General features: G+C 38.5%; 39 protein-coding genes, 2 tRNA genes and 1 pseudogene. 41 read left to right on the top strand and 1 reads right to left on the bottom strand.

Annotated elements, in window-relative coordinates; translation table 11 throughout:
• Positions 1 to 25 precede the first annotated feature (25 nt).
• The 41 genes from KTHG_RS15975 (at position 26) to KTHG_RS15780 (ending at position 25,878) form a co-directional block, all read left to right on the top strand.
• On the top strand, positions 26 to 418 hold the full coding sequence (locus KTHG_RS15975; protein ID WP_139995116.1) for a hypothetical protein: 393 nt from the start codon (positions 26 to 28) through the stop codon (positions 416 to 418).
• Between the two features lie 19 nt (positions 419 to 437).
• Positions 438 to 644 carry a hypothetical protein gene (locus KTHG_RS15970; RefSeq protein WP_139995114.1) on the top strand — a complete coding sequence of 69 codons (207 nt, stop codon included), beginning with the start codon at positions 438 to 440 and terminating at the stop codon, positions 642 to 644.
• 12 nt (positions 645 to 656) lie between these two features.
• Entirely contained in the window at positions 657 to 1,190 is a 534-nt protein-coding gene (locus KTHG_RS15965; RefSeq protein WP_139995112.1) for a hypothetical protein, read from the top strand.
• An 18-nt stretch (positions 1,191 to 1,208) separates the two neighbouring features.
• A complete protein-coding gene (locus KTHG_RS15960) occupies positions 1,209 to 1,556 on the top strand; it encodes a hypothetical protein (protein ID WP_139995110.1) in 348 nt (115 codons plus the stop codon).
• Between the two features lie 58 nt (positions 1,557 to 1,614).
• Positions 1,615 to 2,124 carry a dUTP diphosphatase gene (locus KTHG_RS15955; RefSeq protein WP_139995108.1) on the top strand — a complete coding sequence of 170 codons (510 nt, stop codon included), beginning with the start codon at positions 1,615 to 1,617 and terminating at the stop codon, positions 2,122 to 2,124.
• A complete protein-coding gene (locus tag KTHG_RS15950; protein WP_139995106.1) occupies positions 2,124 to 2,714 on the top strand; it encodes a hypothetical protein in 591 nt (196 codons plus the stop codon). Before KTHG_RS15955 ends, KTHG_RS15950 begins: the two co-directional genes overlap by 1 nt.
• A 13-nt stretch (positions 2,715 to 2,727) precedes the next feature.
• Positions 2,728 to 3,093, top strand: a complete 366-nt coding sequence (locus tag KTHG_RS15945; protein WP_139995104.1) for a hypothetical protein — start codon at positions 2,728 to 2,730, stop codon at positions 3,091 to 3,093.
• Positions 3,093 to 3,623: a hypothetical protein gene (locus KTHG_RS15940; protein ID WP_139995102.1), complete on the top strand. Its 531-nt coding sequence runs from the start codon at positions 3,093 to 3,095 to the stop codon at positions 3,621 to 3,623. The genes KTHG_RS15945 and KTHG_RS15940 overlap by 1 nt, the downstream gene beginning before the upstream one ends.
• A gap of 1 nt (position 3,624) precedes the next feature.
• Positions 3,625 to 4,200, top strand: a complete 576-nt coding sequence (locus tag KTHG_RS15935; RefSeq protein ID WP_139995100.1) for a TerD family protein — start codon at positions 3,625 to 3,627, stop codon at positions 4,198 to 4,200.
• 44 nt (positions 4,201 to 4,244) lie between these two features.
• Positions 4,245 to 5,009 carry a VWA domain-containing protein gene (locus KTHG_RS15930; protein ID WP_139995098.1) on the top strand — a complete coding sequence of 255 codons (765 nt, stop codon included), beginning with the start codon at positions 4,245 to 4,247 and terminating at the stop codon, positions 5,007 to 5,009.
• Positions 5,009 to 5,761, top strand: a complete 753-nt coding sequence (locus KTHG_RS15925) for a TerC family protein (protein WP_139995096.1) — start codon at positions 5,009 to 5,011, stop codon at positions 5,759 to 5,761. Before KTHG_RS15930 ends, KTHG_RS15925 begins: the two co-directional genes overlap by 1 nt.
• Positions 5,762 to 5,887: 126 nt before the next feature.
• A complete protein-coding gene (locus KTHG_RS15920; RefSeq protein WP_139995094.1) occupies positions 5,888 to 6,178 on the top strand; it encodes a GroES family chaperonin in 291 nt (96 codons plus the stop codon).
• A 269-nt stretch (positions 6,179 to 6,447) separates the two neighbouring features.
• A complete protein-coding gene (locus tag KTHG_RS15915; protein ID WP_139995092.1) occupies positions 6,448 to 6,807 on the top strand; it encodes an SLOG family protein in 360 nt (119 codons plus the stop codon).
• 16 nt (positions 6,808 to 6,823) lie between these two features.
• Complete coding sequence (locus KTHG_RS15910) at positions 6,824 to 7,126, top strand: hypothetical protein (protein ID WP_139995090.1); 303 nt, start codon at positions 6,824 to 6,826, stop codon at positions 7,124 to 7,126.
• Between the two features lie 18 nt (positions 7,127 to 7,144).
• Positions 7,145 to 7,450 (top strand): hypothetical protein, encoded by a 306-nt coding sequence (locus KTHG_RS15905; RefSeq protein ID WP_139995089.1) that lies wholly within the window; start codon positions 7,145 to 7,147, stop codon positions 7,448 to 7,450.
• 4 nt (positions 7,451 to 7,454) lie between these two features.
• Complete coding sequence (locus KTHG_RS15900; protein WP_139995087.1) at positions 7,455 to 7,688, top strand: hypothetical protein; 234 nt, start codon at positions 7,455 to 7,457, stop codon at positions 7,686 to 7,688.
• Positions 7,689 to 7,830: 142 nt separating this feature from the next.
• A complete protein-coding gene (locus KTHG_RS15895) occupies positions 7,831 to 8,157 on the top strand; it encodes a hypothetical protein (RefSeq protein WP_139995085.1) in 327 nt (108 codons plus the stop codon).
• Positions 8,158 to 8,185: 28 nt separating this feature from the next.
• Positions 8,186 to 8,749, top strand: a complete 564-nt coding sequence (locus tag KTHG_RS15890; RefSeq protein WP_139995084.1) for a hypothetical protein — start codon at positions 8,186 to 8,188, stop codon at positions 8,747 to 8,749.
• A complete protein-coding gene (locus tag KTHG_RS15885) occupies positions 8,730 to 9,461 on the top strand; it encodes a hypothetical protein (protein WP_139995082.1) in 732 nt (243 codons plus the stop codon). Before KTHG_RS15890 ends, KTHG_RS15885 begins: the two co-directional genes overlap by 20 nt.
• Positions 9,409 to 10,062: a hypothetical protein gene (locus KTHG_RS15880; protein ID WP_139995080.1), complete on the top strand. Its 654-nt coding sequence runs from the start codon at positions 9,409 to 9,411 to the stop codon at positions 10,060 to 10,062. The genes KTHG_RS15885 and KTHG_RS15880 overlap by 53 nt, the downstream gene beginning before the upstream one ends.
• Positions 10,063 to 10,125: 63 nt before the next feature.
• The gene (locus tag KTHG_RS21495) at positions 10,126 to 10,290 is read left to right on the top strand and encodes a hypothetical protein (RefSeq protein ID WP_186439671.1); all 165 of its coding nucleotides are present in this window, start codon (positions 10,126 to 10,128) and stop codon (positions 10,288 to 10,290) included.
• A gap of 6 nt (positions 10,291 to 10,296) precedes the next feature.
• Positions 10,297 to 11,013 carry a hypothetical protein gene (locus tag KTHG_RS15875; protein WP_139995078.1) on the top strand — a complete coding sequence of 239 codons (717 nt, stop codon included), beginning with the start codon at positions 10,297 to 10,299 and terminating at the stop codon, positions 11,011 to 11,013.
• A gap of 52 nt (positions 11,014 to 11,065) precedes the next feature.
• Positions 11,066 to 13,432 (top strand): PcfJ domain-containing protein, encoded by a 2,367-nt coding sequence (locus KTHG_RS15870; protein WP_139995076.1) that lies wholly within the window; start codon positions 11,066 to 11,068, stop codon positions 13,430 to 13,432.
• A gap of 73 nt (positions 13,433 to 13,505) precedes the next feature.
• On the top strand, positions 13,506 to 13,817 hold the full coding sequence (locus KTHG_RS15865; protein WP_139995074.1) for a hypothetical protein: 312 nt from the start codon (positions 13,506 to 13,508) through the stop codon (positions 13,815 to 13,817).
• A gap of 64 nt (positions 13,818 to 13,881) precedes the next feature.
• Positions 13,882 to 14,640: a hypothetical protein gene (locus KTHG_RS15860; protein WP_139995072.1), complete on the top strand. Its 759-nt coding sequence runs from the start codon at positions 13,882 to 13,884 to the stop codon at positions 14,638 to 14,640.
• A 9-nt stretch (positions 14,641 to 14,649) separates the two neighbouring features.
• Positions 14,650 to 14,850 (top strand): DUF5659 domain-containing protein, encoded by a 201-nt coding sequence (locus KTHG_RS15855; protein ID WP_139995070.1) that lies wholly within the window; start codon positions 14,650 to 14,652, stop codon positions 14,848 to 14,850.
• A 2-nt stretch (positions 14,851 to 14,852) separates the two neighbouring features.
• Positions 14,853 to 15,326, top strand: coding sequence for a hypothetical protein (locus tag KTHG_RS15850; protein WP_139995068.1), 474 nt, complete (start codon positions 14,853 to 14,855; stop codon positions 15,324 to 15,326).
• Positions 15,327 to 15,390: 64 nt separating this feature from the next.
• On the top strand, positions 15,391 to 15,600 hold the full coding sequence (locus KTHG_RS15845; protein ID WP_139995066.1) for a helix-turn-helix domain-containing protein: 210 nt from the start codon (positions 15,391 to 15,393) through the stop codon (positions 15,598 to 15,600).
• 23 nt (positions 15,601 to 15,623) lie between these two features.
• Complete coding sequence (locus KTHG_RS15840; RefSeq protein WP_139995064.1) at positions 15,624 to 17,690, top strand: CHC2 zinc finger domain-containing protein; 2,067 nt, start codon at positions 15,624 to 15,626, stop codon at positions 17,688 to 17,690.
• Between the two features lie 144 nt (positions 17,691 to 17,834).
• Entirely contained in the window at positions 17,835 to 18,785 is a 951-nt protein-coding gene (locus KTHG_RS15835) for a thymidylate synthase (protein ID WP_186439670.1), read from the top strand.
• Positions 18,786 to 18,794: 9 nt separating this feature from the next.
• Complete coding sequence (locus KTHG_RS15830) at positions 18,795 to 19,307, top strand: dihydrofolate reductase (RefSeq protein WP_139995060.1); 513 nt, start codon at positions 18,795 to 18,797, stop codon at positions 19,305 to 19,307.
• Complete coding sequence (locus KTHG_RS15825; protein WP_139995058.1) at positions 19,304 to 19,639, top strand: hypothetical protein; 336 nt, start codon at positions 19,304 to 19,306, stop codon at positions 19,637 to 19,639. Before KTHG_RS15830 ends, KTHG_RS15825 begins: the two co-directional genes overlap by 4 nt.
• 33 nt (positions 19,640 to 19,672) lie before the next feature.
• Complete coding sequence (locus tag KTHG_RS15820) at positions 19,673 to 20,401, top strand: hypothetical protein (RefSeq protein WP_139995056.1); 729 nt, start codon at positions 19,673 to 19,675, stop codon at positions 20,399 to 20,401.
• Between the two features lie 86 nt (positions 20,402 to 20,487).
• Positions 20,488 to 20,724 carry a glutaredoxin family protein gene (locus tag KTHG_RS15815; RefSeq protein WP_139995054.1) on the top strand — a complete coding sequence of 79 codons (237 nt, stop codon included), beginning with the start codon at positions 20,488 to 20,490 and terminating at the stop codon, positions 20,722 to 20,724.
• Positions 20,721 to 21,083: a class Ib ribonucleoside-diphosphate reductase assembly flavoprotein NrdI gene (gene nrdI, locus KTHG_RS15810; protein WP_139995052.1), complete on the top strand. Its 363-nt coding sequence runs from the start codon at positions 20,721 to 20,723 to the stop codon at positions 21,081 to 21,083. The genes KTHG_RS15815 and nrdI overlap by 4 nt, the downstream gene beginning before the upstream one ends.
• A complete protein-coding gene (nrdE, locus tag KTHG_RS15805) occupies positions 21,080 to 23,242 on the top strand; it encodes a class 1b ribonucleoside-diphosphate reductase subunit alpha (protein WP_255512488.1) in 2,163 nt (720 codons plus the stop codon). Before nrdI ends, nrdE begins: the two co-directional genes overlap by 4 nt.
• Before the next feature lie 29 nt (positions 23,243 to 23,271).
• A complete protein-coding gene (gene nrdF, locus KTHG_RS15800; protein WP_139995403.1) occupies positions 23,272 to 24,282 on the top strand; it encodes a class 1b ribonucleoside-diphosphate reductase subunit beta in 1,011 nt (336 codons plus the stop codon).
• 2 nt (positions 24,283 to 24,284) lie between these two features.
• The gene (locus tag KTHG_RS15795) at positions 24,285 to 24,626 is read left to right on the top strand and encodes a hypothetical protein (RefSeq protein WP_139995050.1); all 342 of its coding nucleotides are present in this window, start codon (positions 24,285 to 24,287) and stop codon (positions 24,624 to 24,626) included.
• 116 nt (positions 24,627 to 24,742) lie between these two features.
• Positions 24,743 to 24,818: transfer RNA gene (locus tag KTHG_RS15790), tRNA-Asn, on the top strand.
• A gap of 561 nt (positions 24,819 to 25,379) precedes the next feature.
• Positions 25,380 to 25,658 (top strand): hypothetical protein, encoded by a 279-nt coding sequence (locus KTHG_RS15785; protein WP_139995048.1) that lies wholly within the window; start codon positions 25,380 to 25,382, stop codon positions 25,656 to 25,658.
• A gap of 123 nt (positions 25,659 to 25,781) precedes the next feature.
• Positions 25,782 to 25,878: transfer RNA gene (locus KTHG_RS15780), tRNA-Ser, on the top strand.
• A 224-nt stretch (positions 25,879 to 26,102) separates the two neighbouring features.
• Here KTHG_RS15780 and KTHG_RS21670 read toward each other — a convergent pair.
• Positions 26,103 to 26,314, bottom strand: a pseudogene (locus KTHG_RS21670) (hypothetical protein); the annotation flags it as partial.

The raw sequence follows: 26,314 nt of genomic DNA, 5'->3' as shown, positions 1-26,314 counted from the left end.
TCTTTTATTTTTGGAGGGAATTTCAATGAATTTAAATGCAAGATTAGAGGTCATGCTGAGACGTAGAACGTCTGCAGAGCTGCTTTATCGCCTAATAAAAAGAAAGCATCGCACTGATCACAATTTAGAAATGCTTATGCGATGTTTTCAATCGAACCACGTTTTTGAAGCGAAAAACTTCCAAGAGTTAGCGCATGCATTGGAGCGAACAGAATATGACTTGTCATCAACTGGTAACTATTTCAGAAGGCATATTAAAACCAAGGAGATTCGTTCATACAACAATACGCCTATTAAGTATTTAAAAGCTCTGGATTGTTATATTATTTTAGAGCCTTCAAATAGTATGCTGCGCTTTTCTGTATTGTTCCCGAACGGCTCAAAATTTCGTTCTAGCGACATCAAAAAAGTTCTGTAAATGAAAGGGGGTGAGAACCATGTTTACAGGCTACGTTATCAAGCGAAACGATTTACTCTATAACCACCGAACAAAAAGTTTTACACCAATGGTAAAAAAATTGGTAGACCATGCATTTCAAACACTTGAAGGAGCAAAGTCACATATGGATGAAGGCGATGCCATCATTCAAGTGACTTTTTTTCTTTCAGAAAAAGAAAAAAATCTTTGGACTAAAACTGCTTAGGAGATGAAATATATGAACAACGAAAAAAACATTCTATTCGATGCTTTGTTAGCGAGCTTACTCAAAGAGGACGCTATCAAAAAAGAAGCTAAGTTAAACAACTGGGACAACGAAAGAGTTAAAACTATCATCTCTCATGTTGTCAGTGAACACGTAGCATCAAGTAAAAATTTATTCGCCGACTACGAAGATATTGTAATTGATGTGATGAAAGAAATTCGATGCTACCTGGAGACTTCATATGCATTAGAATTCGATCACGATGGAGAATATCGAAATACTTCTTGCCAAGTTATCATTGAAAATTTAGGGCATGATTTAGAGAACATTACCGATTTAGCGCAAGATACCTACTATGGTCGAACGCCTATTGAGGCTATAGACGCTGGGTTTTCGCAAATTTTAAACATCGAATCGTTACTAAAGTCTATCTTATCTAAGATAAATGATTTAAAATTAACAAAGAGTGTTGTTTGTGAATCATCTACTATTCTTTCACATGAAGAATTGAATGATGAATACATCAAAACACTCAGACAACAATAGAAGGAGGATATAGTTTTCGTGGGCAATCAAGATTTACTAAGAAAAGTCTTAAGCGACGTTATTAATAACAACGTAGATGACAATACAATCATGTATGCCCGAAGAATCCAATCAAATGAGATAAGTGATTCCGATGCTTCTCAAAACGAACCTGCTTTTAATTCAAGTCCTTATCACACAATTATCAATAGTGAATTTGGTCTTGAATTAGATGAAGAAGTTATGGATGACATTGCAGCGAAGTCACAAATACTTATTAAGAAAAGATTCATGCCCTCATATGAAGATTTCATACTCGCCATTTCAGATGTGATTTCTTCGATGGGCATTGACGCTACAATACAAACCAAGCAAATACTTGCTTAATCGTTCACACTGCCTTGTAACGATTGAGTTTACTTACTATCCAAAAGGGAGACTACTCATGAACACTATTCAAATTAAATTATTACCAAACAATACGAAAGTTCCTGTTCGAGCAAATGCAACGGATGCTGGTATGGACGTATTCGCCACAGAAGATATTCTAATCAAGCCAATGCAAACACATATCCTTCCTTTGGGATTTCAGATGGCGATTCCAGAGGGTTATGAAGCAACAATTCGTCAACGTTCTGGTATTACATCTCGCACGAATTTACATATCGAATTAGGCACGATTGATTCACCTTATCGTGGAGAAGTAGGTGCTATCGTTCGAAACATCTCAATGGTATCTGCACATGAGGAATCTATCTATACACTAGACAAAGCGCCTGACCAAGAACAGCGAACAGCTCCACATTCGTATCAAATTTTAAAAGGCGATAAAATTGCGCAAATTGTTATCTCACCAATCGTCACGCCATCAATTCAGATTGTAGACGAGCTTAACGAAACATCTCGTGGTACAAATGGATTCGGCTCAACTGGCACAAAAGGCGGTATTCAATAATGGAAGAAAACATGAACGTTTATGGTCTTAAATGCGATAACGAAGATTGTAATTATACGAATATGAATGTCCTTTTTGACGATTATCCAAAGTACATCAATAAGCCTTGCCCAAAATGCGGTGGCAACTTATTAACACAAGCGGATTATGACGAGCTTATCGGATTCATTGATAAATTGGCGCAACTGAATGAGATGATCGGTCCAACTGATACGAACGACGCGCATGTGCGCATGCAATTTAATCTAAATGGTACTGGAAAGATTAGCTTAAAATCTGCTGAACTCGTGAATCCAAACCTTTCACTAGAAGATGAAGAACTTGATACAGGAGTATCTTACTCAGAAGAGTACGGATATGACGAGGATGGTCCAACTGATACTCAGATGGCGCTTCAAGACAGCGTAGACGGTGCAATTACAAAGGCAATGCGAACAATCATTACTGAATACAATAATGCGATACGCACAGATTTGAATTTAAAAAATGGATGTATGAGCGACGAAGTAGATATGCATTTTGATATTGGCGTAATTACAAGAATCCGAGAAGAAATCGAAGAAGTATTAGGATTACCAGACGTCTACTAAGGGGGAGCATAACATGGGAGAGACATACGAATTACCTTCAATCGAGAAGCAAACAGAGTATGCGAAGCTAAAAGAGCTTATTTCATTATGCTCAAACTTAGAGGAGGATTCTTTAATCCGAAAGCTTGCGCTCGATTTTGATTATCAATACCTTCTCTACCAGCATGACGAACTTCAAAAGCAAGAGGATGTTAAGCGTTGCATGCTAAATGTTATCAGTGAAGATGAATATAGAGAGATGCCACAAGAAGCAATTCTTACAGCTCAAAAAGCGGCATTTGATAGCACATATAATTATGAAAAAGATGATTATGAAGATTGGATTCAAACATCTATTCGTGAATCATTTGATGAATTCTTGGAGGGCGAAGAAAATTGATGACTCTAATTTCCCCAGAAGAACAAGATTATATTAGCTACCGCGCCAATGAGTTTCACAAAGAGCATTTCAGAGATTTTGATTTGGAAAAAGTAATCGTGGCTGCCACTCCGTATATAATTGAAGGATTGTTAAGAGATTGCTTGTTCAATGCTGATTATAGAAACAAAATCATCATTGAGATTGAGAAAGACATTCTTGCAACTTATAGACGTTGGTATAACATCTATGTAATCAATGAAGGCAATGATTTACACCATGCTTCACTCAATCAAAATTTATACGATGAATTAGATCAACTGCAGTCACTATCTAAAAGCTTTTTCGACGGATTCAATGAAGATTCGCCGCTTCAAGCATATGAAGAAGCTCGACTGGCTTATATCAAAATTCAAACAAAAATCCGTATGATGATGTGGGCATTTGAAGCAGATGACTTCGATATTGTCGAGGACTATGAGCATGGACCATCTGATGGTTTAACAATTGAAAAACTACAAAATTCACATAATAAAAAGGAGAAGATTTAACATGGCTATTCAACTACAAAAAGGACAAAAAATTGACTTAACAAAAGGACGTAACCTAAAACGCGTAAACGTTTGCTTAGGTTGGGATGTAAAACAATTCGATGGCGGAGCAGATTTCGATTTAGATGCATCAGCTTTCTTATTAAACGCTAATGGTAAAGCTGTACGCGATGAAGATTTCGTGTTTTACAACAACTTAACAGATCCAACTGGTGCGGTTACTCACTCTGGTGACAACTTAACAGGTGGTGGAGAAGGTGACGATGAGGTACTTAGTGTTGATTTAGAAAAAGTTTCATCATCTACTGAGCGTGTTGACTTCACTGTAACAATCTACGATGCAGAAAAACGAAACCAAAACTTCGGTATGGTTAGCAATGCCTTCATCCGTATTGTGAATGCAGAAAACGACGAAGAAATTATGCGCTTTGATTTAGGTGAAGATTTCTCTATCGAAACAGCTCTTGTATTCGGTTCTGTTTACCGCCATAACGGAGAATGGAAATTCAATGCTGTTGGCGCTGGCTATGCTGGTGGTTTAGCAGCTCTTGTAAACGACTACGGCTTACAAGCATAAACAAATCAATTTACTATCCGACTAAAAAATAAGGGAGATTCATCATGTCTATTAACTTAGAAAAACGCGTTAAGAACGTTAAAATCCAATTAGAAAAAATTCAATTTGGTGAGAATATCCAAGTGGCTGTCGCACTTGATATTTCTGGTTCAATGTCTTCAACATTCCAAAATGGTACAGTTCAGGATTTGGTGGAACGCTTACTCGCTATTGGCATCAATTTAGACCGCAATCAAAAAATCGAAGTATTTCCATTCAACGGAAATGCCTACACGACGGCACCGGCAACTCGTAGAACTTTAGAAAACTATGTTGAGGAGCGTATTCTTGACCGATTATCAATTGGTGGCGGCACAAAATATGCACCTGTTATGCAAGAAATTTCTAATCGCTTCAAAATGGAGCATGTCACTCGAACAGTAGAAGTGAAACAGAAAAAACGTTTCCTATCTTCAATCTTCGGTACAAAAGAAGTAGAAGAGCAAAAAGAAACGTATACTACTGGCGATCCGCTTGTTGTTTTCTTCATCACAGATGGTGCCAATTCCGACCGAGATCAAACAGAAGCTCTAATCAAGAAACTTTCTAATCGTCCGGTATTCTGGCAGTTCATCGGCATCAACTCTCCTTGGGGTGGGTTCCCGTTCTTAGAAAAATTGGATGACTTGCATGGTCGCTACATTGACAATGCAAACTTCTTCAATGCTGGCGACATTGCCTCAATTGACGATAATGACCTGTACAAACGTATCTTAAATGAAATGCCACAATGGTATAAAAAAGCAAAAGAATTAGGAGTTATTAAATAATGGATATTTTAAATTCGATTTTAAGCACGTACGCTAGTTTCTTTGATTGGCATATGTGGGTAGAAGTTTTATCAAGCCCAACAGCGTGGGGATTAATCCTTACATTAGTTATCATGGAAGGTTTACTTTCAGCCGATAACGCATTAGTTTTAGCAGTAATGGTTAAACATTTACCAGAATCTCAACGCAAGAAAGCACTTATGTACGGAATGATTGGAGCGTTCTTCTTCCGCTTCTTATTCATCGGTATTGGCGTATACATTGTACAATTCTGGTACATTAAAGTTATCGGTGCTGCTTACTTACTATTCTTAGTATATAAATACTTCAAAGATAAAAACAAAGACGAAGATGAAGAGAGTCATGAATTCAAGCATGGCCTACTAGAACGTTTAATTGGTACGTTCTGGGCAACAATTGTTATGGTTGAATTAATGGATTTAGCTTTCTCAGTCGATTCAATCCTTGCAGCATTTGCTATCTCTAATGAAGTTTGGGTATTACTTGTCGGTGGTGTACTAGGTATCATCATGATGCGTACTATCGCAACAATGTTCTTAAAACTATTAGAAGTGGTGCCAGAACTTGAAACAACAGCATACGTACTAATTGCAATTATCGCGCTTAAAATGCTTGCTGGTGTACTAGGTTACGAAATGTCACACGCACTATTCTTTATTATTGTAGGTGGCGCATTCGTCATTACATTCATTATTCATTACATTAATAAAAATCGCGCTGCGGCACATTAACAAAGAACCGCTTCGGCGGTTTTTTATTTTGTTGTATTTTGTCGAAAATTTATAACTTTACTCCTAATATGACCAATGCTAAAATATAAAACAACATATTTTCATAACATTCAAGGGGGCATATTCATGCTTAAAGTATTAGGAGATAAATTAGTAATCAAAGTGATGGAAGTGGAGGAAGAAGAAAAGAAATCTTCGCTTATTGTATTGCCAGATTCGGCAAAGCAAAAATCTCAATTAGCAAAAGTAGTAGAGGTAGGAACAGGCTTCTTACTAAATAACGGTGTAACAAAACCGTTAGACGTTAAAAAAGATGACGTAATCGTCTTTGAACCATTCGCTGGTTCACCTGTCCAATACGATGGCGTAACTTATCTAGTTATCCGACAATCAGAAATCATTGCTATTGTCGCTTAACTGAAGGATTGACTTTTCTATTGTTCAGCCATTATACTCAAATAGAGTTGTGTATTGTAATAGATACAAAATGTCTTTTACTATACCGAGCTATGGTCTAGTCAACCTAGTTTTAAGGCGATTTCCTTTATGGGAGATCGCCTTTTTTATCTGACAAGAAGGCTGCTTCGGCAGTTTTCTTGTTTTTTAGGGGTGCAAAACACGAGTTTGGGTTGCATCTCGCCAATGAACGCCTACTTTAGCGAATTAAATTAGAGGAGGTGATAGGAATGTTTCGGCTTGTTATAGCTGGCAGTAGAACTTTCACAGACTACGCCATGTTAGATAGTATTATTTCAAATATGATTCGCCATCTTGACCATAGCCAAGTAGAAATAATCTCTGGCCATGCTAGGGGAGCAGATCGTACGGGCGAACGTTTTGCACGAAAGAACAATTTAAAACTACATATCATGCCTGCTGACTGGAGCAAGCATGGGAACGCTGCAGGTCATATTCGTAACCGAGAAATGGCGAATAGAAGCGATGCAGTTGTTTGTTTTTGGGACGGAAAAAGTCCTGGCACAAGAGGGATGATTGAATACAGTCGTTCCATCGGAAAAATGGCTCTTGTTGTCAACTACACATAAGGGGAGATTGGTAAAAATGGGCGTACGTATTCAATTGGAAGACGTCTTTAAAGAACATCCAAATTTAACAAATGAGCAAATTGCTCAAAAAACAATGAGCAGCATTATGAGGTGTCATCATGAGATAGCCCTATTGAACGAACGTACGCTCATAGTTCTAAATACCGGCTCAAATATATCGTTACCGGACTATCTAATTTCAGGATTAAGATATAAAGACTATAATACCATCAAAAAAAGAGCAAACATTGCATTAAAAGAGATTGTTAAACAGCTAGAAGTATTAGATAATAATAGAGGTGCTAAAAATGTCAAATAATCACCAAAAAAAGAAGATATGGAACAAAAAAGCGTGACTTATATCCCTGGAGACACTAGGAAATCAGTCGCAAGAGAGTCCACATCTTTCTTAAGTTTCACAGAAAAATTAGTTAACCGTCGTACGATGCGTTCACGAGGTAATGAGCCAGAAGGTCTATTCCCTGTAATCATCCGTTATTTTGATGGTATTACGCATCAGCAAACTCACAGCGGGGCAATGGTCCAAACGTTCAAAGAAGCTGGTGCTCTAGCAGACAGCATCATTAAACGTACACAGGGACAGCTTATTAGCATCGACCTACTTACTAAAAAGGAGGAATAATACGTTGTCTCGCTCAACAAGATTCAAACAACAAGTGACAGATTTGTGGTACACCTTCTTGTCTAATCGACAGCTTACCAAAGCTCAAAAATACATGACAGAAGATACTATTTATAAATCTGCTACACATTTTTATCGCGCGATGGACTTACAATCAAAAACGTCTAACCATCTTTCTCAAAAAGATCGTAATACCGCTACCGCATTAAATGTGTTACTTGCACGCAAACAGCATTAATTCCAAAAGTGAGGAAAACGAATGAATGTAAATCACAAAAGCCATTGTTTTATGAGAACCTAACAATACTCTCTGCCAAGAGTAGGTTGACCTAAACTGGCTTCTTTGCTTCACTCAGTCCTTTACAAAGGAGAACCCGACTATGAATTTATTTATCGAATCAACTGAAAAAGAAGATTTCGTTTATTTAATTGGTACACCAGATGCAAAAGGAAATGTCCTTACGAAACAAGGACTTATCCTACTGACAAATTATGAAGAGCACACAATTGATGATTTAAAAGATTATCCAGTTGAACATGATGGAAATAAATATCATGCTTCTTCTATCAAGGAAGATCACATCGTTTATATCAATGAACGTGGACGCGCTTTATTCTTGTATTCATCTGCGGCGCCAACAGCAACATTTAAAGAAGGAGAGAACTCTTATTACTGCCACGAGTTCTTTTCGAATCATGAAGTCTAAAATAAAATGCCCAGAATGTAATGGGCAGATGCTTAGACAAACATCGCTTCAAGCAGTAGGAATACGTGATACAAATGACTTTTTAATCTGCCCATTTTGTAAAAGTCATGCACGTTTCTACGGCAATACCGAAACCCTGTCTACTTGTATCGCATCTCCAGCTCTTTATGCTGAACAATGCGATGCATTTGATACAGCATTGGGGATTTTATCCCGCTACAACGCTGATGAAAAAGTATTAAGCAACTTTATTAGCATCTTGTTCAATGAACCTTTCGTACAGAATATCTATCAACTAGATTCAAAACATATTGCTAGATTATTGTTCTCGCTGCGTAATTTAACCAGCCGAGAGGAGCATGCATTTAAAACCATTCGATCGTACACAGACTACATTCGATATATTTTACATGTAAAGATGATCCAACTGCCAAAAGGATACGATTTCTTTGAACAGTACTACAGTACAAAAGAAGCTAAGAAAGATTTTTTGCACAAAGTTTATCAAATCGAGTCCATAGAAGAACTCGAGCAAATTCAAATATCTTTTAACCAAGAGGAGAAACCCGACTATGTTCAAACTTCAAATTAAAAATGCCGAAACGAAATTATCGTTACTTCTTCAATCAGATGAAGAACCGTCTGCCGAATTAATGGCAGCATTCTTAGCGAGCGACGTCACTACGAAGGTGATTGCTCCACAAAAAGTTGTGCAACTGCCTATTGCCGAATCAACAAAAACAACATCAAAAGTTGAGCCAGAATTAAACGTTAAAAAATCTCAACCGCAATTAGTAGCACCTGCCGAGCCTACCATTGCACTTTATGATGTTGTAAACCAAAATGAAGAATCAAACGAAGGCACATTAAAGGGGGCTGTGGTGAACAATTCGTTTGCTGCAGCGATGGTGAAGGCAAGTTCTTCTACCCCGTCCCTAGATAATAAATCTGTTCCAGTGACGGTCAATCCGAATATTGTACAAGATTCTGCTAAAAAGAATGGCTATTATATTGCTGATGACGGCACTAGAATGTTCCGTTGCTTATACCAATGCCCAGACTGCGGTCAAGTTGGCCGTCGTTATTTAGCTGTTGGCTTCACTTATTGTAAATGCCATAAATGCGAGAAGAGAATGCGTGTATATCATGCGACAAACTTTTCACTTTCATTAAGTACAATCCCTAAAGCATTACCTGGTACTGATGTATTTTATATCGGCGGAAAAATGACAAAAGGGGAGGTTTCTACGCATGACAAAATCTTTACTTCAAAACAACCAGCATACTCAGCAGCTAACTGCTAATGAGATGTTTGCTGTCTTAAAAGCGAATGGTTTTACTTTAAACGACGAAAGAGACGCACAGGTCCTAGAATTCTTAAATGAAGCTGCTCCTGCGAGAGAGCGAAAAGAACAAGAGGATGCGTCAAAACGCGTGCTAGAATCACTAAATACGCACAAGCTATTAGCTCATAGAGCATCATTATTCACATGTATTCAGTCACAAATCACATTCGGCGATACGGAAAACTATGTTGCGGCAACAGCTGCGCATATCATGAAGTCGCTACTTTCTTTAGAAGTAGTAGCAGATTACTTCATGGAGGAAAAGAATTATAAAGATGTCATCCTATTAGGACAATTACTTGAAGCGAATATCATTCCATTGATTCAACAATGTTTCGTTTCAATGAACGATCAATTGGAAAATCCAGAAAAGCATGGTCTTTCAGAAGAACATATCGAAGAAGAAGCGGAGTATCGAGACAACCATTTAGCTCGCTTATTCTATATAAACGTACCAGTGGAACACTTAACTCGACTGAACGCACAAAAATCTGGCGAAGTCGTTACAGGTTGCCATGATTACGTTGTTCAATTGCAAAGAGTTTTAGAATCATTCTAAAAGAAGAGGCCTCCAGCATTGGGGGGCTTTTTCTTTTTTATTCAAATATTGGAGGAATACATAATGAAAATCAACAATCTTACATTCAAAGAAAATCTATTAATGCATTCAAATGCGATTACAAATGGCCGATCAAAACCATTCAAGTTTAATCTACGAGCAAAAAATCGTTCAGTAGAACATCAAAATATGTTCCAAGCGACGGCTCTATTATCAAAAGGGAGATAACTAAATATGTTCTATTACTTCGTTCGCAAAGCTGTCAAATCAGACGGCACGACTATTTGTGATAACACTATTTTGACACGAAAAGGAATGCTTGAATTAGCGGAATTAGACGCTTCATTCACACTGCCAGCATTCTTTCAAAATAAGAAGGAGTTGGAAGATTTCATGAACAAAGAACGCTTATTTAATGTCTATCTAGCGCAAGAATTCAATGGCACAAAGGTAGGGCTTCATATTGTCATCACTACAATGAGTAAAGCGCCTAAAAATACAAAAGACATAAGTGAGCAGGAGGTAGTTATTGCAGATTACGGACGCGTATTAAACACCGAAGGAATGTCTGAGGAACACGCAAAGAAAGTTACCTATTATCAAGCAGCAACTACATTAGCTTATGTTGTGTTAAAGCATGGATATAAGAACATCAATTTGTTCACCAATTTAACATATAGCGTATTTGACTTCATTTCTTCAAAGCTCAATGAAGTCGATGTCAACTATGAATACAATCTACACAAGTACGGATTTACAGAAGCAGATTTAAAATTCAGCTCATTTATCCAGCGTTTGCAACAATATCCATCTGCGCAAAAGGTGATCGTGCATTCTGCCAATAATTCAAAGAATTCTATGCACATGACTTTAGCGCGAGGTTTAGCCAACGAGCGTATCGGTGGACAGCTTCCACCAAACTATGGTCCAATCTTGGCATTTTTAGCGTAATTCGTAACACTATTACTATCTAATAATTTATTCGAAAAAGGACGGGATTCTCATGATTACAGGATTACTACACACATATTCAAAGGACAGAAATGACTATTCAACACATTACACTGCAAGTAGCATGCTTGACTATCAATCTAAGTACGATGGCAGTGAAGAATCATTAAAAGAAATTTATAATGAAATTTCTGTTTCATCTAGGGCTTACGCTCCACAGCAAGCCATCATTAATGTTTTTCCTATTCAAAGTATCGAGACTGAGGGAGAAGAGGAGGACGCTGAAAACAAAGATTGTCCAGTCGTTATGTCTTATGCATGCAACTGTTCAGTACATAACCTTCAACATTTCCCTATTACGATTGAAAAACTAGCGTATTATTTGAATCAAAAAATGTCATCTCGCGCCAGTCTACAGCTTCACAAAGACCATGTTTGTCCATACTGTGGTAATGACGAATTCCGTTTCATAGGGAATACACTACATTCCTTATATACGAATGAAGATGAAGAAAAAATCAAAATCACAGCTTTCACTTTAAAAACGAACGTATTTTATCAAAATCCTTTACCTAATTCATCGGTCGTTTCAGCGGCCGAAGAGCATGAGCGAGAAGTTCGTTTACGCCAAGAGAAGCACTTTCTTAACACTGTCGATGTCAATAAAGATCCTCTTTCAAGCTTTAAAAGACAAAGCTCTTCATCAATTGGAAGTAGATCGTACTGCTTGTCTGCCGATGCAGCGTCTACTCACTTTAGAGGGAAAGGTGAGGAGGGGGAATATTCATTCTTCCCTGTACAGCAATCTACCCGTTACACACTAACGTTTAATAAACGTTCACAGAAGCTATACCTTGTTACTACGCTACCATCACGAAAAAGTCATGTTCGATTCGTTTCAAACGGGCAGTTGGGAGCTGCTCAACACTTAAGCATTGATGACGGCTTCTCGGTTATCAATATAAAAGATTTCTCACGAATTGGTGAAAACCAATATGGTGATGCGGTAGATACTATTTTTGAAAATCTTTACAACCCATTGCGAAATCGTTCACAAGTCACTCCTTTCGAAATGTTATCAGCTAAAATGATTTCTGCATTCATTCGCTCAAAAGATTCACGAGTGAGAACCCATTCGTCTGTTGCCACAAAAATGTTCGCCCAAGGAAATTCTACACAAGAAATTCTCAACATTATTGCTACGCCGGTTGGCCTGACGTTACCAGGTTCAAATATTCCTTTATCTATGGTACCAGTTGCCTGCAGAGATTCTAAAAGCAAGGCATTAAAAGCACTATTGCCTGCTTCATCTAAAAAATCACAAGGGTTATTCGCGTCATCAATCGACGACTTTGAGAAAACAGAAAGCCGTCGAAACTCCCAACGAGACTTATTAGGCTTTCACCAAGGAATTGAGGAAAATCTAATGCTAGAAGATAATGGCCCAAAACTTTCTCCATACAATTTAGAATCACATCAAATTCGTTCAAAGGAATTTATCTTTTTAAGTGCGATTACAAATAGTGAAGTTCTGTACAACTGTTTAAATAACATCCGCGTAAGATCGTCTAAAAAAGGGCCTTTCACACTTCACTTAGAGCCTCATTATACAGCACGTTACACCAATCCAGAGCAAGAATACAAACCAGTTAAATTGCAAACGATGCGTAACCAATTCGCAAGATTTTTAAAAAAGTCATTTGCGAGTGAAAAACAAATGAATCAGTCATTACAAGCTGTCATCGACGAACAAGATCCGACTTTTTATTCCGACCTGCTTGATAATTTCGTCAGAACGCCTAAAAAAGAGTTGGATAAGATTGCGAGCGAAGGCATACGGAATATGCATCAACTTCACGATAAGCTATACATGTATGCTCTTTCAGAAGGAAAGCCGAATAAACATATTGAGTACTCTAAAGAAATGCTTAACGTCTTTAACCGTAAAATCAATGACTATGAATTCTATGCCGTACAAGATACGAAAGAATTAATTTTAGTCGGCAAACAAATGCATCACTGTGTTGGAACATACGACCACCATTTATTATCTGGTAGAACAATTATCGTCGTTATGAAGAATAAGCAGACAGATAAATATGAAGTTTGTTTAGAAATTGGTCAGTCTGGTTTAAACCAAGCAAAAATGTCTTATAACCGCTTAGTAAGCAAAGATGTGAACACAAAACTTTACAACGTGCTAGGTGCGTATCTACAGGACACACCAATCGTTTCGAAGAATGCCTTATCGAATGACCTACGACATTACAGAGACGCTTTAGAACCAAACCTAAGCGGCCTAGTCGAAGCCTATTCAGACGAGTACAAAAAAGAATTAAAGAAAGCAATCGAAAAAAAAGAAAAAGACGAATTTTGTCGAATTGAAGCGGCTAACGCACTACCTTTGTTAGCTATTTAATTTAATACCCTTGCCAAAATACCCAATAAACAGTTATCCTAATAGTAACAAACTATTAAGGGGGCGATTGCGCATGACATATTGGGAAGATCAAATTGTCGCTTACGCAAAAGGCAAGTATCCACGTACTATGAATGAAAAAGATTGTAAATTGTTCGCAGAAAAATTTTATGGAATTCGTTCTTATCAGTTGAATCGAAAACGTTTCGTGGAGTTTGTGCAAGGAGTTGTCGAACAAGTTGGAGTCGACCATCACTACGAACAAAGCATTCCGAATCTATTAAATATGATTCGAGAATCGGATGCATCGTGTCCACAAAAAATCAACAGCCTTATACATAGCATCGTTACTAAACGCATCTTTGCAGATAGCATTTGTGCATAATACTTAAAACATAACTTATAAATTTAAGCCCGTTAATTCGGGCTTTTTTAATGGAGGATTTCATATGATTCAAATTAAAAACGGCTATAAATTAGCTATTACATCCTTACCTGATTTAGGTGAGAAAATGCACACATGGCGTTCGGCCATTCGTGAGCTAACCAAAGATGCGGTCATTCGTACCGCTGCCAATCTAGCTATCAATGCATTATTTTTATCGCGCATTGATCCAGCGGAAAGGGCTATTTTTGGTGAGATGTATCGTTTGTTTAAAGATGAAGCCCCAAGTCAAAGAGCTGGCAGTTTTATGACTGCTTATTCAACTATGCAACATGCAGAACAACGTATTGAACAACAAGGTGTACTGGAACCTAGCTTCGACTTTAAATCTGAGCTCATTTTGTTTCCACTTCGTACACATACGTTAGCTATGCTATTCACAGTGAATCCAGTTGTAAAAAGCTATTTTGATACATTAGAAGTTTTTCAAGAGTATAGTTACACAGATGAAGCGTTAGAAGGTCTTAGTGAGATGGAGAAGAAAGAACGCGCTGAACTATGGAATACGGCCTTAGAGGACAACAGAGTGCCTATGTTAGATGGTTTACGATGCAGTTTCTATACAAGCCTTCCGATGTTTTATACGGTTGACGTTGTTCGCTACATCAACGAAGAAATGAATTTAATTACCATTATGGATAGCTATGCAAAACGCATTGCTGCGCATCGTGGACAAGATAAAACAGTTGTTTTAACAGAGCTACTGCAAGTATTACCAGCGGAAGTGACAGTCGAAACGTTAAACGAAGCTATTGAGCTATAGGAGGCCATCATGAATAAAAATGACTTACAGTACCCAATTTTTAAATTAACACTTGCGCAAGACTTACAACGAAGCGGATTCCGTTGCATTCGAGTTTCTAAGAACAAGAAAAATAACGACTTCAATGTTTACTACTTCGCTAACACAAAAGCGCTACGTGCGTATTTACACCAAAATAAAAACTACCATCCAAGAAAGGCGGCAGCATAATTATGAAAGGGAGAATTATTCCATTCGAATCTGGATTATTGAAACCATATAATTGTTATTATGAAGTTCGTAACAACGGCCAAGTCTTTCGTGTTATTTCAGATACAGAGAAAGTAATTGCGGAAGAGCCTACTGGTACCGATAAAAAAGAAGCTATGTTTGCAATGACATTCTTTGAGGGTGTGAAACAATACAAACTTGAAGCAAATGAATCAGTTAAGACAACTAATAATGAAGGCCTAGATGGTGACATTTTAATTGCCCAAGTTCATTTTGTTAAACTGCTAGATACAATTCGAACAGAAGAACCATCTGTAACATTCACAGATGCAGCAGGAGAGCGTTCAGATGTAAAAGTGGGAGAAGAACCAGCGAAAGAAGAAAAAGCTTCTTACGATGCGTATATGGCTCCAAAACCTAGTATCTTCAAACAAATCTTTACTAAAATCAAACATCTATTCGTAAAACGTGAGTAATACACGTTTTACATGCGGTAATAATATGACGAACCCCTATTAAAAGAATAAAGAGGTGAATCATATGAACCGCGCTACTGTAGATTTAGATGCCTTAAAACAGCATCGTACAGAATTAGGCTACTCGATTAGTGACATCGCTGACTACCTTGGGTATAAAACCCCAACTGGCTATTGGTTAATCGAAAAAGGTGAACGCTCTTGTAATGTGTCTGTGCTATATAGCCTATCACAACTATTTAATGTTACAATGGAGCAGTTACTTGTCGTGTAGCTTGCAAGAAGGGAAGGGGTTTAATGATTCATAACGTCTTGCTGCATAATCGTCAGCTTCTATCAAAGGAAGCTTGTACGACTTATGCAGCTTTTTTAAAGAAGACGTTTCTAAATGGTCATCAATGCCAGATTGCCCCAAGCGAATTGCTCAAACAAGCAGTAGACGGTTATAGTTTTGTGCCAGGATCTTTCGACTTCAGTAAAGATAGTCTGACACAACAGCATTGGCAGTCTCAAAGTATTTTTGCACTCGATATAGACAATCTCATTGATGATGACATTGCACCAGACGAATGTTATCTCGACCTTGGTAGAATATTAAGTATTAGTAATGAACATGGAATCATGCCATTCGGTGTTTATGAAACATACTCAAGCCTGCCAAGCCATTTAAAATATCGTGTGTTATTCCAATTAGATGAACCAGCTGTTTCACTTGATGAATTTAATCGTGTAGCAACTGGTTTATATGCAATGTTCGACATTGAAGGAAACAACGTGGTTGATAGTCGTTGCGTGTATGATCGCTCACGCATTTACTTCCCAGGAAAAGAAATCGTATACGAAGACGACAGTAACGTAGTTAGTAAGCACCTATTCGATAATACGATTGTCCCTGAGAAGAATGTAACAAAGAGTTATATATCAACGTCTATCAACAAACCATATGTAGAGCCTGCTTATCACTTCGAAATCAATGAAAAGATGGTATATGCTCAACGTAAACGATTAGCTGTTGTCACTCAACTAGCTGCAAACCCTTGTGGCTCTAAGGCTCATGCTATGTCTTCCACTGTGGGAACAGAACTCTTTAATAAAATAATTAAAGAGTACTGTTCTACCAATGGAGAAACAGCTGTAACCCTTGGGGGAGTAAGGATGAAAGGACTATTCTTTACAACAGCTAAGTATTACCCATTACACTTACTGTTTGGAAAACAACTAGGAGAAAAGTTTTCATGCATACTGCCAGGACATGACGACCATAATCCATCAGCTTGTTTTGAACAACATCCAAACGGAACTTACCACTACCATTGTTATTCGTGTAAAGACATGGGGAGCAGTAAGTATATCGACATATTCGGACTTCTATCGAAGATTCTGAACGTTAGCCACAAAGAAGCGGTGAAGAAGCTTTATCATATATTAGGCATTCAGATTGAAACAGAGTATGAGCAAAAGATGAAACTACAGCTTGTTGATTATGAGGACTACCTCTACCTGCCAAATATTGCAGAGGCAGCACCCGAATTAGCTTCCTTCTTAGGAGAGCGCAACAACGATATGTATAGAATGCTACGCTCAGTGCTACAGGAAGCACGACAGAGCATTTTAGACGAAGAGTATGTGAAATCATCTGAACTCCTTTGTTTCTTGTCTGTGCGTCGATTGGCGGAGCGTTACTGCATTGATACTGGATCGAAACTGTCAACGTCCAAGGTATCACAGAAAATGCATTACTTAGCGCTGCTAGGATTGATTAAATATAAATCGAACGATGAAGTAGATAAGCGAATTGTTGAAAAATCGTACAACATGATATTTAAACAATCATCGAGTGATGGCGTCATGCGCAAATATCGAGTCAATTATATTTCCATACCAGACTACAGTGTCCAAACATTAATAGATGCTGAACGGAAACATAAAGAATTGCGTAGTAAAAAAATCTATCCGAGCCAAGTATCACATAAGTTTTTAGAAGCAATGCTTTCAAAAGAAGTAGCAGATGAACATTATGTTCAAGCGGAAAACGAGGACTACTTCAAAGAAAAAAACTTTGTAAGGGATGCCCACGAGGTCGTGGGACTGCTTATTAACAAATATGGATACTGCACACGCGATATGGTGATGAAGCATCAACGCTTCCGTAGCTTTGATAAAGCCACCAGAATTCGCTTACGTCCATATCTCCTTTCAATGGTAGCGGCAACAGATGACTTCGCAGAAGTGAAGTATCGTGCTGATTACCGAGATAAATTTAAAATCTCTGCCCGACACATCAAGGAACGTAAAATGACTGCTGGCGCGACCATTATCATTGTGCGAACAGCAGACGTCATTCCAATCAAATCTGCCAAATAATCTGCCAAATTATTTACTAATAATCAAAAAGATACAAATACTACGAAAAGGTTGTTACTTATTACGCCTTAAAGTATAATGATGGAGGGGCTAAAGCCTCTCTATTTTTTATATTCACTACCTTTGAAGGGACGTAAGAACTATATGATTAATGACCTTGATACTCAATACTGCCAATTGTTAGGTCAGTTGATTAAAGATGGCGAAGCGTCTGCTGACCGTACTGGTACAGGTACACAGATGATTTTCGGCCATCAAATGAAGTTTGACTTGCGAGATGGTTTTCCGCTTCTTACAACGAAAAAGACATCTTTCCGATTAATTTTAACAGAGTTGTTATGGTTCGTTTCTGGCCAAACAAATATTCTGCCGCTGCTACAACAGCGCAATCATATTTGGACAGAGTGGCCATACAAACGCTGGACAGAAAGTAATAGCTACACTGGGAATAAGCCAGCTGTTGGGACGCAGGCATATAAAGACGAAATGCGCGAATTTGAGAATATGATTCTTAAAGATAGCGAATTCGCTCGAACATGGGGTGAACTAGGCCCTGTATATGGACACCAATGGCGTAACTACGGCGGGTATTGTGACGAGCGCGGTTCTGAACCGAATACTGGAATTGACCAGTTGTCGGAAGCATTAGAACTGCTCAAAAACGATCCAAGTAGCCGACGTATCATTGTGGACTCATGGAATCCGAAAGACTTACCAAAGCAAGCACTGCCGCCTTGCCATATGTTCTTTCAAATGAATATAACAGACGAATATGTCGACTTATCGTTCATGATGCGTAGCTCGGATGTATTTTTAGGACTTCCGTACAACATCGCGAGCTATGCACTACTATTAATGATGATTGCAAAAGAGATTGGCAAAACGCCAAGGTATCTTGTTTATACAGGTCAAAACGTTCACTTGTATAAAAATCACTTCGAGCAAGCAAAACAACAGCTGACGCATCAACAAGATCATTACCCACTGCCTTCGGTAACGATTGCTGACAAGCCGCTGTTTGAATTAACTGCAGAAGATTTCACATTAACTAACTATCAATCGCACGAAAAAATCCAAGCACCCGTTGCTGTATAGGAGAAACATATGAAGAAGAAACAACATCGAAACATTACGATGATTGTGGCTCACGACAAAGCATATGGCATAGGGTACGAAGGAAGAATCTTATGGGACATTCCAGAAGATCGTCGATTCTTTAAGGAACAAACGACTAATGGTGTTGTGATTATGGGGCGCAAAACGTTCGAATCACTTAACAAACCACTACCTAACCGTATGAACGTCATTGTGACTCACAATCGTTTATATAACGTTAATCAACCTAACTGCATCGTATTTAACTCTTTGATGCAAGCACTAGACTACGCTCGTCGAGAAAGCATTGTGGTTCGCTACCCAAAAGGAACTTTCATTATCGGCGGGGGAGAAATCTATAAAAAGGCATTGCCATTTGTGCATGATTGCCTTGTAACGCACGTAGAAAATACATATCTTTCTGACACGAAGTTTCCAGAGAGCTACAAATCTATGTTCCCAGTTGAAACAGAACTAGGTACAGGAGATGGCTACCGATTCGTGAAACATACTCGCTCATGATGAAAACATTTAAACTGCCGAGACACTTCCGTCGTGCTTTAACACGTAAGGGCGACTTGATAGAATTTTATAAAAGCATCGGTTGGAATGAAGGCGAAGTGCTGGATCCATCGAAAATTGAAATGAATCCAGATTATGTGGCTAACATTATCAACAAGTTTTGCTATAACAAAGTGCCGGAAGAGTACAATAAATATTTAGCATTGTGGTTGCAATACGGTCCACGTAGCAACACAAAAGTCCCAGCTAAATGCGTTCGCCTTCATGACGAAAAAATGTGTCGATATATGCAAGATAATTACCCAGGCTACTTGAAATCAACTGAACAATAGGCACTGCCAGCTTATTGCAAAGGAGGTGAAACTGTGAAAACTATACAGGATGTAGCAGCAGAATTAGGATGCGAAGATTACCGCATTGATGAAGTATTATCGCAAATTGATTTAGGGTGCGGTGAGAACGAATACCAACTAGATATTGATTATGTATCTGAAATGGTAGGAGAGACGAGAGAAATTCTATTAACAGACGAAGGCTATGAACGTATTCTTATGGATCCACTATTGGCCAACTTCATGACTAATAAAACAATTCCACTTCTTCGTACAGCCGAGACTATCACTGCAGACATTATTCAAAATGCCCGCAACAAAGAAGTGATGCGCTCACTCATTCATGAGCTTTATCGTTCCTTCGGTGAAAGCTATTCACCATATGTATTGTTGTATCCAACAGTACCAGACGAAACTGCAACAGATAATCCTTATCCGCACAAGTTAGAAGAAGTAGCTACGCTATTCGGCGTATCAACGAAATGGCTTGTAAATTACTGCTGTCCATACGTCGACTATGGGTATCAAGATAGCGATATTTTTGTCGTAACAAAAGTGCTAGATACACATAGAAAAGACGGAATAACTTTTTTACTAGAAGTCCATATTTCATATGAGTTCTTCAAAACGATTGTTTCAGTTATAAACAAACGCATTCACTCGTTATATAAAGAAGGAAAATACACACAGAAAGAAAATAGCTTAGAGTTTATGCTTGGTCAACAAGCGATTCTCATTGGCTTTACGACATTTAATTCGTAGCTTTCTGGGGTATCGACTTCAACGAGCGCCTTTCAAACAAGAATGTCTCGTGTTACCCCTGGGCTTTATAACAGGAGGAAAAACACATGAAATTATATACAACTACAAATTGTCAACGTTGCAATATCGCAAAGACTCTAATGGATTCAAAAGATCTTTCCTATGAAATTGTAAACGTTGAATTTGACGAAGAAGCAGCAGAAGTATTACGAAAAGCTGGATTCTCAACGGCACCGGTTTTAGAGACCGACGATGGAGAGTACATCACAATGCCACGCATTTTAGGTTATGTACAAATGTTAACTCCACAGGAGAATAATTGATCGTTTATGCGTCACGCACAGGAAATGTGAGACACATCGTATCAAAACTTGATACAGACGGCTCTTATTCTTTAGAAGAAATGCCAGTTGCAGAACGTCCATTCCTGCTCGTGACCTATACCGATATGTTAGGTCAGGTACCTCAACCAGTATTGATGTATATGCTTAAAAATCATGCATACTGCGTAGGTGTTGTTGCTTCTGGAAACAATAATTTCGGTCATGCAAACTTTGCGAAGTCTGCGGATATTCTTTCAATAAAATTCAATATACCGATAGTCCGCAAACTCGATTTAAGAGGGAGTTCGCATGACTATCTGGCTATTCAAGAATTTTATAATGAAAAGGTGAAGAAATGATGCAGCAATTTTTAAAGCTGAATAACGAACTGTTAAACGAATACGAAACAACAGGTGTTATTGATCGAAACAAGGATATGGAAGCTACACGCTCATACTTCCTTGATGTATTGATTCCAAAACTACGCTCGTACATCGACCATGAGGATAAAATTAAATTCCTAGTCGAAGCGGGCTATTATGAAAAAGAAGTGCTTGAAATGTACGACATGGATTTCATCGTGTCGCTATATGAGCAAGCCTACGCTTACAAATTCCGCTTCTCGACTTTTATGTCAGCGTCGAAATTCTATGATTCATACGCAATGAAATCGCGGGATGGCAAAGAAATTTTAGAACGTTATGAGGACCGAATCGTTATTACTGCGCTATATTTAGCTCGTGGTGACAAGCAACTTGCAACAGAAGCGGTTGACGCAATTATTTGCGGCTATCAGCCAGCTACACCAACGTTCCTAAATAGCGGGAAGCAAGCGCGCGGAGAATTAGTTTCGTGCTTCATCCTTTCGTTAGATGATTCGATGAACTCGATTGGTGAGAACTACAGCTATTGCTTAGAGTTATCTCGTCTTGGCGGTGGTGTTTCATCTAACTTAACTGACCTGCGTTGCGAAGGAGACCCAATTAAAGGCGTTGAAAACGCTGCAAGCGGCGTCGTACCAGTAGCGAAACAATTAGAAATGGGCTTTGGCTATAGTAATCAACTAGGCCAACGTCAAGGCTCTGGGGCGGTTTATTTAAACATCTTCCATGGCGACATTGAAGCTTTCATTGATACAAAGAAATCAAATGCAGATGAAAAAATTCGTCTAGCTACATTAAGCACCGGTATTGTTATTCCGGCTATCTTCTTTGAATTAATGGAACGTGATGCAGAGATGGCCTTATTTAGCCCATACGACATCAAAAAAGAATATGGTTTACGAATGAGCGAAATTTCAATTACTGAAATGTATTACGAACTGCTGGATAACCCAAAAATCCGCAAACTGAAATACCTTAACGCTCGTGACCTATACACAGAAATCAAGAAGAGCCAATTTGAATCGGGCTATCCATTCGAAATGAATGATGACACGATGAACAATGCGAATCCTTTAAAAGCGATTGGTCGTATTAAAAACACAAACTTATGTACAGAAATCGCGCAGTCACAAAAGACAAGCGTTATCACCGACAAAAACAAACCAAACATTTATGGTTTCGATGTCAGCTGTAACTTAGGCTCAATTGATGCGCATGCAGTTTGCGCTACAATTAGAAACTTCGGTAAATTCGTTGATACAGCAACTCAACTATTAAGTAATGTTTCTGATATGACTAGCATTGTAAACGTTCCTTCTGTAGAAGTAGGGAATGACCGCATGAATGCCATTGGCTTAGGCTTAATGAACTTCGAAGGTCATTGTACATTCCACAACGTTTTATATGGATCAGCAGATTCAGTTAGCTTTGCAGATAGCCTTGGAGAAGCATTAGATTACTATTCACTACTAGCTTCTACTAAGCTTGCACAAAAACATGGCCATTCGTTTGAAGGCTTTGAAATATCTGAGTATGCAACGGGCGAGTACACTGCTCGTCAAAAAGCGCAGCATATTGATCCAACGCCTACTGCTCGTCGCATGCTTGGCTACGTTCCTGTTATTTCAGTTGAAATGTGGGATTCGTTACAAAAACAAATTGACATGCATGGTGTCTATAACGCATACCGACTAGCTATCGCGCCTACAGGCAGTATTTCGTATGTGCGTTCATGCACAGCTAGTGTCGGACCAGTAAACCAAAAAGTAGAGATTCGTGATTACCAAGATTCTCGTACAGTTTACCCGATGCCATTCCTAACAAAAGAAAACGAAGAAAATTATTTAGATGCTTATGAAGTAAGCCCGTTCGCAATGATTGACGTATATGCAGCACTGCAAAAACACGTTGACCAAGCAATTTCAATGACACTGTATATCACAGACGATTGGAATACAGAAATGCTTACAAAAGCGTATTATTACGCATTTAAAAAAGGCATCAAATCAGTTTACTACGTTCGTCAAAAACAGAAGAAACAAAAACGTATTTTAGAATTTGCTTCTGTTCGTGGCGGTGCATCTCAATATGCACAAAATCAATCGTTAGGAGAGTGCGAAGCATGTTCAATTTAGAGGATAATCAAGAAAAACCAATGGCTTTGATGCAAGACCAACAACCGATTACTGCAGTTAACTGGTCGAAAGAGAATTCATTCGTTGCGTCTGTATGGACTCAACAATGGAACCAAATTTGGTTTCCCGAGGAAATCGCTGTAAGTAAGGACCGAAAATCTTGGAAAGACTTCAATTTCAAAGAAGTTTTCAAAAAGGTACTAGCTGGTTTAACACTCCTTGATACAGTTCAAACAAACGTTGGTATGAACCGAATTGCTGCGTATACAAAAGATAATATGTTAAAAGCATTGTTTGCAGTATTCGATGCTTTTGAAGCGGTGCATGCAAAATCGTATAGCTATATCTTTACGACACTTTGCACACAAAAAGAAATTGATGAATTGTTTGAATGGGTTAAAACCAATCAACAACTTCAATATAAAGCGCAACGTATTTCTCAAATCTATAACGATATTAAAGAAGATGACGACATTTCTCTTTATAAGGGGTACGTAGCTTCAACATTCCTTGAAAGCTTCTTATTCTACAGTGGCTTTTTCTATCCGTTGTACTTAGGCGGTCAAGGCATCCTACGTAACTCTTCGGAAGTAATTAGTTTGATCTTACGTGACGAAAGTTTGCATGGCGTGACGGTCGGCTACGAAGCTCAAAAACTTCGCGCGACTTTTAGTGAGGACGTTCAAAATGAAGTAGACGCGTGGACGTACAGCCTTTTAATGGACTTATACGATAACGAGATGGATTATACAGATATGCTTTACGGAGAAACAGGCACAGGCTTATCTGGCAGCGTAAAAGCTTATGTTCGTTACAATGCGAATAAAGCACTTATGAACCTGGGGCTAGAAGGCGTGTTCCCAGAAGAAGAAATCAATCCAATCGTTTTAAACGGGATTCGCAATGATTTAACTACATATGACTTCTTTAGTCAAAAGGGTACTACATATGCTCGTGCAACAGTCGAGCCAATCAACAAAAAAACATTCGATTTATCAGACATGACGGATTTTGAACATCTGTATGTCAAAAGGGCATAAGGATGAATAAACAGATGTACGTTTACTCTTTCTTCTATGACGACTTAGAACATATTGAGCAAGTCGATGAACTATTACATATTATTGCTATTTCAATGCCACCAGCTCAGTCTGTACAACACTTCGCAGAAGTAGACGCAGACGCAGGATACTTAATCGTGGAATTTGCTTTATCAGAAGAGCAAATGAAACACTATAAAACACCAGAATTATTCGCCAAAAATGCACACTATCAAAAGCACATGGAAGTGGATGTGTATGATGAATGTCGAATTTATGGGAATTATCCACTAGAAGATAAACCTTATTTCTATAAAAACTTCTCATTAATAGCGAAAAAGTAACATAATTTTATTGACAACTAGATAAGAGTTCCTATAGACTGTTCTTGTAACCAAGACAGGTTTACGAGCATGCTTTCATACTTTAGTTGTTGTTTCCCCCGAACGGGGGATACTATTCCGCCATAGCTCAGTTGGTAGAGCACTTGACTGTTAATCAAGTTGTCGCAGGTTCGAATCCTGCTGGCGGAGCCATATGCCGCAGAATGGGGACATCTCCATACTATGGCTCTAACATTTTTGATTACTTTTTTATACAAGCAATGATTCATTTCCAAGCTTTCTTTTTTCGAATTTTTTCTCTAAGAGTTGTGGATATGAAAAGTGTTTTATACAGAATATTATCTTCTACGAAATTACTTTCATTCCAAAAGGGTTTATTGCTGTAAGGCAGCGTAAGCCACATCAGTCATCCAAGGTTGCAATAGGGACTCAATACCCCTACTGGTTGTTTCAATACAACGATGACTTCCTATTATGGGTCCAGTCAACCCGCCACAATCTACACATCCTTTTAAGTGTTTAGCTACACAGGTTTAAAGAGCATTGTCTTACTTTTTCATACAGACAAAACAAGGGCAGAGAAATTCTTTCTCTGTCTACGATGGACTCTCGGCTGCAGGCCGCGATGAATTGGCAGGTGCAAATCCTGCAGAGTTCCACCAATAATACACAATTGCTTTTTCGATGGCTATTCAACAGCCCTATTCGCCAGAGCGTTGAATCCTCATTCTCTCCAAGGAAGGAGGTAGCGAAATGTTTTCGTCTCCCACTAAAAAACAACTTTTAGTAGAAGCTTTTCAGCTTGCAATCGAAGCGAATGTTCAAAATCAACGTAGAGACGTCATGATGGTAAAGGTAAAAGCCTTCGATTCTATCGAGTGGATTATTATTCCAAACGATTTCATGGAGAAAAAGATCGCTTATTACCAAGCCGCATATAGTGATGCACTAACGCTTGTCAGCAACAACAACGTTAGTATCGTGGAACATCACTTTGGACCAATCATTGATTTGGTGAAATACATAGAATAATACACACTACTTAATATTGCGTTTAACAAACCTAACCTTAAACTAACATGATAGGTGACGCTGCCTTCACTGTAAAAAGTGTAAAAGCGATTTTGCCTAAGTTGAGCAAGCTTAGGCGATTATGGAGCAGTACCCAAGCCCGGTCGAAGGGACCTCACTGCTAACGAGGCAACCGTCTTTATAAGGCGGTTCGTGAGTTCGAATCTCACCTGCTCCTCCATTCTATGTGAATAAGAGCTAGTCACTCACTATTCGCTCCAATCTTTGGTTTTTCAATTAGATTCAAATGTGGACTTGCACAGCCCATATCCCCAAGGCAGCTAACGCTGTCTTTTTATTTTGCGCAAAACAAAGAAGCCGCACATGGAGTGCGACTTCTTATTATATGTATGTATGCGTGTATATCTGTATGTGTGTATGCAAGTATGCTTGTATGCGAAAGTGTTATCCTTGTTTAAATAAGGACTGTTGGCGCATCGGCTCGTCTATCTCTTCGAACCCGCAATCTAAAAGGATGCTATGTACGAAGATGCGACCTTTTGACGTCCATCGTAAATCTTTGAGACTGCTATTAGCATAACCAACACTGCGCGCATAGCCTTTGTCTTGATAATCCTTGTAAAGATGATAAGCACCGCCTTTGTGAAAAATGATTT

This window comes from Kurthia sp. Dielmo (genome assembly GCF_000307285.2).
GTDB lineage: Bacteria > Bacillota > Bacilli > Bacillales_A > Planococcaceae > Kurthia > Kurthia populi.
The sequence above is the reverse complement of the archived record's forward strand: the minus strand, read 5'-3'. Positions and strand labels throughout refer to the sequence as shown.

Bases quoted from the DNA above. Each gene is read 5' to 3' on its own strand.
- KTHG_RS15830 (WP_139995060.1), top strand. From the start codon at position 18,795: ATGAAGAAGAAACAACATCGAAACATTACGATGATTGTGGCTCACGAC.
- KTHG_RS15815 (WP_139995054.1), top strand. From the start codon at position 20,488: ATGAAATTATATACAACTACAAATTGTCAACGTTGCAATATCGCAAAG.
- KTHG_RS15840 (WP_139995064.1), top strand. From the start codon at position 15,624: ATGATTCATAACGTCTTGCTGCATAATCGTCAGCTTCTATCAAAGGAA.
- KTHG_RS15920 (WP_139995094.1), top strand. From the start codon at position 5,888: ATGCTTAAAGTATTAGGAGATAAATTAGTAATCAAAGTGATGGAAGTG.
- KTHG_RS15940 (WP_139995102.1), top strand. From the start codon at position 3,093: ATGACTCTAATTTCCCCAGAAGAACAAGATTATATTAGCTACCGCGCC.
- KTHG_RS15870 (WP_139995076.1), top strand. From the start codon at position 11,066: ATGATTACAGGATTACTACACACATATTCAAAGGACAGAAATGACTAT.
- KTHG_RS15930 (WP_139995098.1), top strand. From the start codon at position 4,245: ATGTCTATTAACTTAGAAAAACGCGTTAAGAACGTTAAAATCCAATTA.
- KTHG_RS15850 (WP_139995068.1), top strand. From the start codon at position 14,853: ATGAAAGGGAGAATTATTCCATTCGAATCTGGATTATTGAAACCATAT.
- KTHG_RS15945 (WP_139995104.1), top strand. From the start codon at position 2,728: ATGGGAGAGACATACGAATTACCTTCAATCGAGAAGCAAACAGAGTAT.
- KTHG_RS15935 (WP_139995100.1), top strand. From the start codon at position 3,625: ATGGCTATTCAACTACAAAAAGGACAAAAAATTGACTTAACAAAAGGA.
- KTHG_RS15880 (WP_139995080.1), top strand. From the start codon at position 9,409: ATGACAAAATCTTTACTTCAAAACAACCAGCATACTCAGCAGCTAACT.
- KTHG_RS15950 (WP_139995106.1), top strand. From the start codon at position 2,124: ATGGAAGAAAACATGAACGTTTATGGTCTTAAATGCGATAACGAAGAT.
- KTHG_RS15875 (WP_139995078.1), top strand. From the start codon at position 10,297: ATGTTCTATTACTTCGTTCGCAAAGCTGTCAAATCAGACGGCACGACT.
- KTHG_RS15915 (WP_139995092.1), top strand. From the start codon at position 6,448: ATGTTTCGGCTTGTTATAGCTGGCAGTAGAACTTTCACAGACTACGCC.
- KTHG_RS15845 (WP_139995066.1), top strand. From the start codon at position 15,391: ATGAACCGCGCTACTGTAGATTTAGATGCCTTAAAACAGCATCGTACA.
- KTHG_RS15975 (WP_139995116.1), top strand. From the start codon at position 26: ATGAATTTAAATGCAAGATTAGAGGTCATGCTGAGACGTAGAACGTCT.
- KTHG_RS15860 (WP_139995072.1), top strand. From the start codon at position 13,882: ATGATTCAAATTAAAAACGGCTATAAATTAGCTATTACATCCTTACCT.
- KTHG_RS15970 (WP_139995114.1), top strand. From the start codon at position 438: ATGTTTACAGGCTACGTTATCAAGCGAAACGATTTACTCTATAACCAC.
- KTHG_RS15785 (WP_139995048.1), top strand. From the start codon at position 25,380: ATGTTTTCGTCTCCCACTAAAAAACAACTTTTAGTAGAAGCTTTTCAG.
- KTHG_RS15890 (WP_139995084.1), top strand. From the start codon at position 8,186: ATGCTTAGACAAACATCGCTTCAAGCAGTAGGAATACGTGATACAAAT.
- KTHG_RS15865 (WP_139995074.1), top strand. From the start codon at position 13,506: ATGACATATTGGGAAGATCAAATTGTCGCTTACGCAAAAGGCAAGTAT.
- KTHG_RS15885 (WP_139995082.1), top strand. From the start codon at position 8,730: ATGTTCAAACTTCAAATTAAAAATGCCGAAACGAAATTATCGTTACTT.
- KTHG_RS21495 (WP_186439671.1), top strand. From the start codon at position 10,126: ATGAAAATCAACAATCTTACATTCAAAGAAAATCTATTAATGCATTCA.
- KTHG_RS15795 (WP_139995050.1), top strand. From the start codon at position 24,285: ATGAATAAACAGATGTACGTTTACTCTTTCTTCTATGACGACTTAGAA.
- nrdE (WP_255512488.1), top strand. From the start codon at position 21,080: ATGATGCAGCAATTTTTAAAGCTGAATAACGAACTGTTAAACGAATAC.
- nrdF (WP_139995403.1), top strand. From the start codon at position 23,272: ATGCAAGACCAACAACCGATTACTGCAGTTAACTGGTCGAAAGAGAAT.
- KTHG_RS15925 (WP_139995096.1), top strand. From the start codon at position 5,009: ATGGATATTTTAAATTCGATTTTAAGCACGTACGCTAGTTTCTTTGAT.
- KTHG_RS15895 (WP_139995085.1), top strand. From the start codon at position 7,831: ATGAATTTATTTATCGAATCAACTGAAAAAGAAGATTTCGTTTATTTA.
- KTHG_RS15965 (WP_139995112.1), top strand. From the start codon at position 657: ATGAACAACGAAAAAAACATTCTATTCGATGCTTTGTTAGCGAGCTTA.
- KTHG_RS15835 (WP_186439670.1), top strand. From the start codon at position 17,835: ATGATTAATGACCTTGATACTCAATACTGCCAATTGTTAGGTCAGTTG.
- KTHG_RS15910 (WP_139995090.1), top strand. From the start codon at position 6,824: ATGGGCGTACGTATTCAATTGGAAGACGTCTTTAAAGAACATCCAAAT.
- KTHG_RS15955 (WP_139995108.1), top strand. From the start codon at position 1,615: ATGAACACTATTCAAATTAAATTATTACCAAACAATACGAAAGTTCCT.
- KTHG_RS15905 (WP_139995089.1), top strand. From the start codon at position 7,145: ATGGAACAAAAAAGCGTGACTTATATCCCTGGAGACACTAGGAAATCA.
- KTHG_RS15855 (WP_139995070.1), top strand. From the start codon at position 14,650: ATGAATAAAAATGACTTACAGTACCCAATTTTTAAATTAACACTTGCG.
- KTHG_RS15825 (WP_139995058.1), top strand. From the start codon at position 19,304: ATGATGAAAACATTTAAACTGCCGAGACACTTCCGTCGTGCTTTAACA.